7 protein-coding genes, 1 rRNA gene and 1 pseudogene are annotated in these 9,309 nt (G+C 59.6%); 6 read left to right on the top strand and 3 right to left on the bottom strand.

Features of this window, described 5'->3' with window-relative positions; genetic code table 11:
• The 3 genes and pseudogenes from PMI27_RS0229880 to PMI27_RS03840 form a co-directional block, all read right to left on the bottom strand.
• Nucleotides 1–319 (bottom strand): 16S ribosomal RNA (locus PMI27_RS0229880); the annotation flags it as partial.
• A gap of 680 nt (nucleotides 320–999) precedes the next feature.
• The gene (locus PMI27_RS03835) at nucleotides 1,000–2,202 is read right to left on the bottom strand and encodes an acetyl-CoA C-acyltransferase (protein WP_008145717.1); all 1,203 of its coding nucleotides are present in this window, start codon (nucleotides 2,200–2,202) and stop codon (nucleotides 1,000–1,002) included.
• 31 nt (nucleotides 2,203–2,233) lie between these two features.
• Nucleotides 2,234–2,377: pseudogene (locus tag PMI27_RS03840) on the bottom strand (dehydratase); the annotation flags it as partial.
• A gap of 416 nt (nucleotides 2,378–2,793) precedes the next feature.
• On the opposite strand from PMI27_RS03840, the gene PMI27_RS03845 reads away from it, so the two are divergent.
• From PMI27_RS03845 to PMI27_RS03870, 6 genes are all read left to right on the top strand, one after another.
• Nucleotides 2,794–3,603, top strand: a complete 810-nt coding sequence (locus tag PMI27_RS03845; RefSeq protein WP_008145715.1) for a response regulator transcription factor — start codon at nucleotides 2,794–2,796, stop codon at nucleotides 3,601–3,603.
• Nucleotides 3,604–3,708: 105 nt separating this feature from the next.
• Nucleotides 3,709–4,842 (top strand): ABC transporter ATP-binding protein, encoded by a 1,134-nt coding sequence (locus tag PMI27_RS03850; protein WP_008145713.1) that lies wholly within the window; start codon nucleotides 3,709–3,711, stop codon nucleotides 4,840–4,842.
• A gap of 39 nt (nucleotides 4,843–4,881) precedes the next feature.
• A complete protein-coding gene (locus tag PMI27_RS03855; protein ID WP_008145711.1) occupies nucleotides 4,882–6,042 on the top strand; it encodes a polyamine ABC transporter substrate-binding protein in 1,161 nt (386 codons plus the stop codon).
• A 31-nt stretch (nucleotides 6,043–6,073) separates the two neighbouring features.
• The gene (locus PMI27_RS03860) at nucleotides 6,074–6,991 is read left to right on the top strand and encodes an ABC transporter permease (RefSeq protein ID WP_008145710.1); all 918 of its coding nucleotides are present in this window, start codon (nucleotides 6,074–6,076) and stop codon (nucleotides 6,989–6,991) included.
• A gap of 1 nt (nucleotide 6,992) precedes the next feature.
• Nucleotides 6,993–7,820, top strand: coding sequence for an ABC transporter permease (locus tag PMI27_RS03865; protein ID WP_008145709.1), 828 nt, complete (start codon nucleotides 6,993–6,995; stop codon nucleotides 7,818–7,820).
• Nucleotides 7,813–9,285 carry an aldehyde dehydrogenase family protein gene (locus PMI27_RS03870; protein ID WP_008145708.1) on the top strand — a complete coding sequence of 491 codons (1,473 nt, stop codon included), beginning with the start codon at nucleotides 7,813–7,815 and terminating at the stop codon, nucleotides 9,283–9,285. Before PMI27_RS03865 ends, PMI27_RS03870 begins: the two co-directional genes overlap by 8 nt.
• Nucleotides 9,286–9,309: the final 24 nt, after the last annotated feature.

Here is a 9,309-nt window from a genome sequence, read left to right as displayed (position 1 = left end):
AGTTCCAGTGTGACTGATCATCCTCTCAGACCAGTTACGGATCGTCGCCTTGGTGAGCCATTACCTCACCAACTAGCTAATCCGACCTAGGCTCATCTGATAGCGCAAGGCCCGAAGGTCCCCTGCTTTCTCCCGTAGGACGTATGCGGTATTAGCGTCCGTTTCCGAGCGTTATCCCCCACTACCAGGCAGATTCCTAGGCATTACTCACCCGTCCGCCGCTCGCCACCAGGTACAAGTACCCGTGCTGCCGCTCGACTTGCATGTGTTAGGCCTGCCGCCAGCGTTCAATCTGAGCCATGATCAAACTCTTCAGTTCAAACATCTTTGGGTTTTTAAGAAACCCTAAACTTGGCTCAGCAATCGTTGGTTACATCTTTGATTTCTCGCGGAGTAACTTGTGATGCTGATAATCTTGTTGACTATCAGTCTGACTCCACAAGCACCCACACGAATTGCTTGATTCAGTTGTTAAAGAGCGGTTGGTCAAGATCTTTCGTCTCAACCGAGGCGCGCATTCTACAGCAGCCTCTGTTGCTGTCAAGCGGTTATTTTCTGAAGTTTTCAAAGTTTCCTTTGCAACTTCAACCACTTGCGCTTCCGATCTCTCGTTAGCGGGAGGCGAATTCTACAGCGTTAATCGCTGCTGTCAACACCTCTTTTGTTCCGCTTTCGACCGAGAAGATCGAATCGTCAATTAGGCAAAAACAGACCGCCTGATCAACTCCTTCTGGGCTTCGATGACCTGAAGCAACTCGCTGCCGAAAACTGCGTAACTCATTGTTTACCAAGGAGTTTTCCGTTTCGACTGCGCCGGAAGTGGGGCGAATTATAGACGTCCAGAATCTGCCGTCAACCCTTAATTAAGCTTTTCTATCAAACACTTGCAGAACGCCGGAAAACAGCCCGTTTCTTCTCTATACAGACGAGCAAAACAAATCCTTCTATATAGATGGATTGGAAATCCCAAGTAGCTTGAATCTGCCGTGCACTGACCATTCAGACCACCTCGAACAGTGCAGCGGCACCCATGCCGCCGCCGATGCACATACTCACCACCACGTAGCGCAATCCGCGGCGCTGCCCCTCGACCAATGCGTGACCTGCCATCCGCGCACCGGACATACCGAAAGGATGGCCCACCGAAATCGCACCACCGTTGACGTTCATGCATTCGGGAGGAATGCCCAGGGTGTCGCGGCAATGCAGCACCTGACAGGCAAACGCCTCGTTCAACTCCCAGAGGCCAATGTGATCCACAGTCAGTCCATGGCGCTTGAGCAGTTTCGGGATGGCGTAGATCGGGCCGATGCCCATCTCGTCGGAGTTACAGCCAGCGACCGCCATCCCGCGATAAATTCCGAGCGGCTCCAGGCCACGCTTCTCGGCCAATTTGGCACTCATCAACACCGAGGCCGAAGCGCCATCGGACAGTTGCGAGGCATTACCCGCTGTGATGAAACGGCCCTTTTCACTCCACTGACCGCCCGGCCACACCGGTTCCAGCGCAGCCAGGCTTTCGCGGGTGGTGTCGATGCGGTTGCACTCGTCGCGCAGCAAGGTGACGGATTCGTAGCGGGTTTCGCCACTGGCCTTGTCGAAGATCGCCTTGCGGCTGGTCAGCGGCGCGAGTTCACGGTCGAACAATCCATTACTCTGGGCCAGCGCGGTACGCACCTGGCTCTGATAGCTGTACTCGTCCTGTTCCTCGCGGGAAATCCCGTAGCGTGCGGAGACGATCTCCCCGGTTTCGATCATTGGGATATAAGCGTGCGGATCCAGCTCGATCACCGCGTCGGACTGGTTGCGGTACAGGTTCTTGTGCTTGTTCTGCACCAGTGAAATCGACTCCAGGCCACCGGCCACGGCAATGTCGATTTCGTCGCACATGATGCCTTTGGCGGCCATGGCAATGCTCATCAGCCCCGATGAACACTGGCGCTCGACGGCCATCCCGGCAACGGAGGTCGGCAAGCCGCCGGCAATCGCGCACAGACGCCCCAGGTTATAAGACTGCGTGCCCTGCTGCGCCGCCGCGCCGATGATCACATCGTCCACTTCGCCCGGCTCGATGCCGGCGCGACGCACGGCTTCGCGCACCACATGGCCGCCGAGTTGCGGGGCGTCGGTGTCATTGAATGCACCGCGAAAGGCTTTGCCGATCGGGGTACGGGCGGTCGAAACGATGACGGCTTCTTTCATGCTGGACTCCTCGAATGTTCTGCTAAAGGGTTCACGCGAGGTAGTAACGGCTGATGGTGTCGACCACACAGCCGGGACGTTCCTCGCCGTCGATTTCAACGCTGACGCGAATGGTCGCCTGAACGCCGCCCTCGACCTCTTCGACCGCCATCAATTGCGCTGGCCGCTTTGAGCGGATCAAGGCGAAGGGCGCGTCGAAAACGCGTGACATGTTCAAGCCCTCAGGCTGGACACCGACAACACTTCGCCGGGTCATGTAGGAACTGTAGTCGCTGGCCAGTCACGCATGAAACGACACCCCTCTGGCCTTCGAGTTTGGTGCCCGGGGAACACGAGAGAATCGTCAGGGCTGCCTAGTCTGAATAGGCGATACCGAGGCCGATCCATCGATTTGAGCCTGTCGACATTCAAACACCGCCCCATGGGCGGCCGACCCCTACTGATACCAACCCTGTAGCACTCGGTAACATCCGGCCCTGTTACGGGGCATCTTTTCAACGGCTCGACGTCACTCGCCCCGCCCTGCAAGGCCAAAACAGCCATGGCGTAAATTGTGCATCTAAATGCGATCCAATCCTGCCTGAAGCCGCCATGCGCCCCAAGGAACTGAAACTCTGGACTACCGGTGTTGCCCACTTACTGGACCTTCCTCCCGGGCATGCGCGGTTAGCAGGCTTAAGTCACTGGTTGCGGCAAGTCTGCCCGGTCGATCACTTCGTTCTGTTCGTCTACGAAGGCAATCATCGGCCGTTGGCGCTGTTCGACACCTTCGCCGCCGACAAGCGTGCGGTGTATGTCGATGACTATCAGTGCGGGCCCTATTTACTGGATCCGTTCTACCTCGCATGCACTCGCGGGCAAGCGCCTGGACTGTGGCGTTTGCGACAGTTCGCACCCGACCACTTCTACCTCGGCGAGTATTACCTGACGTATTACCAGCAAACCGGGCTGGCTGAAGAAGTGGCGTTTTTCGTCGACCTCGGTGGCGGCGCCATGGCCGTTCTGTCGTTGATGCGATCTACCGCCAGCTGTGCTTTTGGTCGTGACGAGATGCAGTTGATCGAGTGCGCGCAAGCCGTGGTTGAACAGGTCATCAATGAAGCCTGGCGTTTGCGTCAAGCCCAGCAACCACGCCCGGCGCAGGACCTGGACTTCAAGATCCGCGAAGCCTTCGATCAGTTCGGCGCGCACATCCTCACCGGCCGCGAACAAGAGATTGTCCAGTTGCTGCTACGCGGTCACTCCAGCGCCTCGGTCGCCGAACAACTGAGCATCAGTCCTGGCACGGTGAAGATTCACCGCAAGAACATCTACGCCAAGCTCGGCATCGGCAGCCAGTCCGAATTGCTCGGGCTGTTTATCCGCGACCTTACCGGCCAGGAACTGGTCGTCGAAGCCTGATACCTGAAACCGACTCTATCCCCCAAGGGATATATACAGCGCAAAACCCCGATTGCTAGTTTGGCCCCCGACGCACTGATTCATCACTGCAAGGGAGCCCGCCTCGTGAACAACAGCGTGAACAACACTTCGCCAAGCGATATCGAATTCTGCAACGTGGTCAAACGCTATGGCGAGGTGTCAGCCGTCAATGGCCTGAACTTCGCGGTGCGCCGCGGCTCATTCCATTCCTTCCTCGGCGGTTCCGGCTGCGGCAAAACCACCACCCTGCGCATGATCGCCGGCTTCGAACAGCCCAGTAGCGGCGAAGTGCGCCTGTCGGGCAAGAACGTTGCCGGAGTGCCGGCGTTTGAGCGGCCGGTGAACATGGTGTTCCAGCATTACGCCCTCTTCCCGCACCTGACAGTGGCGCAGAACATCGCCTATGGACTGCGTTATCGCACCCCGCGACCCGACAAAAAAACCCAACTGCGCATGGCTGATGAAGCGTTGGAAATGGTGCGACTGAGCGGCTTCGGCCAACGCAAACCGAGTGAACTTTCCGGCGGCCAGCAGCAACGCGTGGCGCTGGCCCGGGCGCTGGTCAACAAGCCGACCGTGTTGCTGCTGGACGAACCGCTGGCGGCGCTGGACCGCAAGCTGCGCAAGGAAATGCAATCCGAATTGCTGCGCCTGCAACGCGAAGTCGGCATCACCTTTGTGCTGGTCACTCACGACCAGGAAGAAGCCTTGTCGATGAGTGACAGCATCAGCGTGATGCACAACGGTTCGATCATCCAGACCGCCACCCCGGAACAACTGTATGAAGCGCCGGCCAGCCGTTATGTGGCCGACTTTATCGGCGAATCCAATCTATTCAACGGCACGGTTCGTCAAATGCAGGGCGATTCAGTCGTGCTGCGCACCGAGCAAGGGCTGGAACTGACCAGTCCACTGACGCCCACCGGCAAAGCCTTAAGCGCAGACGTCGCCGGTTGCATCGCGGTGCGTCCGGAGCTGATCAGCATCGCCAGCGCCAACGCCAACGCCGACATGACCCGCGAAGTGAAGCTGCAAGGCCACGTGGAAGATCGCATCTACCTCGGCAACTCCACCGAGTACCGCGTACGCACCCAGGCCTTTGGCGTGGTTTGCGTGCGTGTGCCGCGCCAGCAGGATCACGGCGCCAATGCATTCGAACACGGCGCGGCAGTGAGCGTCGGCTGGGATCACGCCAATGGCCTGGCCATGGCGTTGTAAATCATCGATTCGTTTCATCAACCGAATGTGGAGCGTGCTATGGACCAGAAGACGTTTATCAAAACCCTGCGTAGCTGGCAGAACGGCTCGATCAGCCGCCGCGAGTTCCTTGGCCGCACAGGCCTGGGAATTGCCGCAGCGGTGGTCGCAACCCACATGCCCGGCCTGCTGACCTCCACCGCCGAGGCTGCCGAGACTGCCGAGACTGCCGAGCAGGCCAAGCTGGGCGATCGCCTGTCGCTGGCGACCTGGCCGAATTACCACAGCCAGGAAAACCTCGACACCTTCGCCAAAACCACCGGTGCGCGCGTTTCGATGAGCGTGTTCGGTTCCAACGAAGAGATGCTTGCCAAATTGCAGGCCGGTGGCAGTGGTTGGGACGTACTGGTGCCGACCAACTACACCATCAGCACTTACGTTGGCCTGGGCCTGATCGAACCCTTGGACCTGTCGCGCATTCCCAACTTTGAGGCGTCGGCTTTCCAGCAAAAATTCATGGCGCAAGGAACGGTGGACGGCAAGGTGTATGCGGTGCCGAAAAACTGGGGCACGACCGGCATGCTCTACGACACCGGCAAACTGAAGAACGGCCCCTCCAGCTGGAAAGAATTCTGGGTTGCAGCCCAAGGCCCCGCCAGCGGTCGGACGATGGTTCACGACTACCAACTGACCGCCATCGGCAACGCGCTGAAAAGCTTCGGCTATAGCTTCAATTCCCTGGACCCGAAAGAACTGGCCGATGCTGAAAAACTACTGATCGAGGTCAAGCCGCACCTATTCGCCATCAACTCCGACATCCAGCCGTCAATGCGCAGCGGCGATGCCTGGCTGGCGATGTCCTGGACCGGCGATGCCTCTCAGTTGCACCGCGACAACGCGCAGATGCAGTTCGAACTGGGCAAGGAAGGTGGCGAACTGTGGAGTGACTTCTTTGCCATTCCCAAAAGCTCGGAACACAAGGACGCGGCCTACGCCTTCATCAACTACTTGCTCGATCCGCAGCACAACAAGCTCGAAGTGTTGAGCCACGGCTACCCGAGCGGCGATAAACGCGTCGATGCGTTGTTGCCCACCGCCATGCTCGACGATCCGATCATGTACCCGGCCGCCGAAGCGCTCAGTCCTCTGGAGTTCGGTGCCGCAGCAACGCTCACCAGCCCGGCGCGCGCCGAACTGATGGCGCGCTTCAAGTCCGCCTGATCGCCTGACCATGGCCAATGAGGAGTCCCCCATGAACGCCGTCACCCACCCGCAAACGGTGCAGCCGGGCAGTGCCCTGTCGGTCGAGGTTCGCCAGCGGCGCGGCCTCGGTCGGCGGATCACCCTGCTGATGCTCTTGCCCTCGACCCTGTGGTTCCTGCTGCTGTTGTTGATGCCGCTGGTGATCATCCTGGTCTTCAGTTTCGGCGAGCGCAGTGCCGTGGGCGGTTACGCCGGGGGCTTCACGCTGGCCAACTATTTGAACCTCGGTTCCCGTGGCGCGGCGTTCAGTAACACGCTGATGTTGGCGCCACTGGGCACGCTGGTGTGCCTGGTGGCGGCATACCCGCTGGCGTATTTTCTGGCGGTCAAGGTCACCCGCAATCGCTCGCTGTTGCTGACGCTGGTGATCGTGCCGTTCTGGACCAGTTTCCTGATCCGCACTTACGCCTGGATTTTCATCCTCAGCGGCAAGGGCATTCCAGCCTTGCTCGCAAGCCTTGGCCTTGAAGACGTGCGGCTGATCAATACGCCATGGGCGGTGCTGATCGGCATCGTTTACGGCTACTTGCCGCTGATGGTGTTCCCGATTTACGTCAGCCTGGAAAAACTCGACAAGCGTCTGCTCGAAGCGTCGGCGGACCTGGGTGCCAGCGCTTTCGAAAGTTTCCGGCGAATCACCCTGCCACTCTCCGCGCCCGGGATCATCACCGGAGTGATGCTGGTGTTCATCCTGTTGATGGGCGAGTTCCTGATCCCGGCCATTCTCGGTGGCGGCAAAGTGTTCTTCGTCGGTAATGCATTGGTCGACCTGTTCCTGCAATCGCGCAACTGGCCTTTCGGCAGCGCGCTGGCGATGACCTTGGTGGCGATGATGCTGCTGATCATCGGCGTGTATTTGAAACTGGTGGCGCGCTATGGCGGCCGCCCTGCCGACGGAGGGTTGTGACATGTGGCTGCGCAGCTATTCGACTTCGCTGTACCTGTTTCTCTACGCACCGATCGCGTTGATTGTGCTGTTCAGCTTCAACGCCGGGCGCAGTGGCCTAGCGTTCGAATGCTGCTCGGTGCAGTGGTTTGGTCGCGCGTTTGGCAACCCGTTCATCATGGAGGCACTGGGTCATAGCGCGTTCATTGCTTTCACTTCAGCGGTGATTGCCACGCTGTTCGGCACGCTCGCGGTGTTCGGCTTGCAGCGCGCCGGCGCCAAAGTGCGGTTGCTGTTCGATGCGCTAACCTATTGCGCGATCATCGTGCCGGGCATTGTCATCGGCATCTCGACGCTGATTGCATTCATTAGCCTGTTCGACCTGATCAACCCGTTGCTCGCAGCCTGGATACCGAGCGTTCCACGGTTGAACATGGGCTTCTTCACGGTGATCGCCGCGCACTCGCTGTTCACCATGGCACTGGTCATGGTGATCGTGCGCAGCCGCGTCGACTCGCTGGACAAAGCCTTGCTCGAAGCCTCGGCGGACCTCTATGCGCCGCCGATGCAAACGTTCTGGCGGGTCACCTTGCCGCAGATCAGTCCGGCGATCATGGCCGGGTTTCTGCTGGCGTTCACCTTCAGCTTCGACGATTTCATCATCGCGTTCTTTGTCGCGGGCTCCGAAACGACATTGCCGATCTATATCTTTTCGTCCATCCGCCGTGGCGTGACGCCGGAGATCAACGCGGTCTCGACCGTCATCATCTGCGCGTCGCTGGCGCTGCTGTTCACTTCCCGTCACCTGCAAAACCGCCGCACCGGCGTCCAGGAGTCACACCATGCGTGATCAGCTTTACATCAACGGCGAGTGGGTCAGCCCGGACCTGGGCGGTTACCTGGACGTCATCGACCCGGCCACCGGGCAGGTTTTCCATCGGGTCGCCGCGGGCACTGAAGAAGACGTCGATCATGCAGTGCGCGCCGCCCGGCGAGCATTCGATAACGGCTGGAGCCAAACCACGGGCGCCGAACGCGCGCAGTGGCTGGAAGCGATGGCCGATGAACTGGAGAACGGTCAACAGGCGCTGGCGGAACTGGAAGTACGCGACAACGGCAAACCGTTGCCCGAAGCGCAGTGGGACGTGGGCGATGCGATTGGTTGCTTTCGCTATTACGCCGGGCTGGCCCGTGAACTGGACCAGCAGCAGGATCAACCTTTGGCCTTGCCGGACGCACGTTTTCGCTGCCGCATCCGCCATGAACCGATCGGCGTTGCCGGGCAGATCATTCCCTGGAACTACCCGCTGCTGATGGCCGCGTGGAAGGTCGCCCCGGCGCTGGCTGCCGGGGCGACGCTGGTGTTGAAGCCGTCCGAGCTGACGCCACTCACGGCACAGGAACTGGCGGCCGCCGCCGACCGCATCGGTCTTCCGGCCGGAGTCCTGAACGTCGTGAGCGGTCTCGGGGCCGATGCCGGTGGTCCGCTCACCGAGCACCCCGGCGTGGACAAACTGGCCTTCACCGGCAGCGTGCCCACCGGGGCGAAAATCATGTCGGCAGCGGCCCGCGACATCAAGAACATCAGCCTGGAACTGGGCGGAAAGTCGGCGTTCATCGTGTTCGACGACGCCGATGTCGAGGCTGCGGTGGAGTGGATTCTGTTCGGGATTTTCTGGAATCAGGGCCAGGTGTGCAGCGCCACCTCACGCTTGCTGGTACAGGAAAACATTGCCTCGAGGCTGATCGAACGACTGGTTGAGGAAACCCGCAAGATCACCATCGGCCCAGGGCTGGAACCCGGCGTGTTGTTGGGCCCTTTGGTCAGCCGAGGTCAGCACGACAAGGTCCTCGGCTTTATCGATCAAGGACTGGCCAGCGGCGCACGCCTGCTCACCGGAGGTCGGCAACCGGCGCATTTGCCAGACGGCTATTTCATTGAGCCGGCGATCTTCGACGAGCCGGGACACAGCAGCATTCTCTGGCGTGAAGAAGTGTTCGGCCCGGTGCTGTGCATCAAGCGTTTCAAGACCGAAGAACAAGCGGTGCAAATGGCCAACGCCAGTCGCTTCGGCCTCGCTGCCGCCGTGATGAGTGCCGACTTACAACGCACCGCTCGCGTCGCCAACCAACTGCGCGCCGGGATTATCTGGGTCAACTGCTCGCAACCGACCTTTGTCGAAGCGCCTTGGGGCGGCATGAAACACAGCGGTATTGGCCGAGAACTCGGCCAGTGGGGTTTGCACAATTACCTGGAGATCAAGCAAGTGACCGAGTACGTCAGTGACCAGCCGTGGGGGTGGTATCTGAAGTGAATAAAACCGAAACACGCCCCTGTA

The organism is Pseudomonas sp. GM41(2012) (assembly GCF_000282315.2).
Classification (GTDB): domain Bacteria; phylum Pseudomonadota; class Gammaproteobacteria; order Pseudomonadales; family Pseudomonadaceae; genus Aquipseudomonas.
The sequence above is the reverse complement of the archived record's forward strand: the minus strand, read 5'-3'. Positions and strand labels throughout refer to the sequence as shown.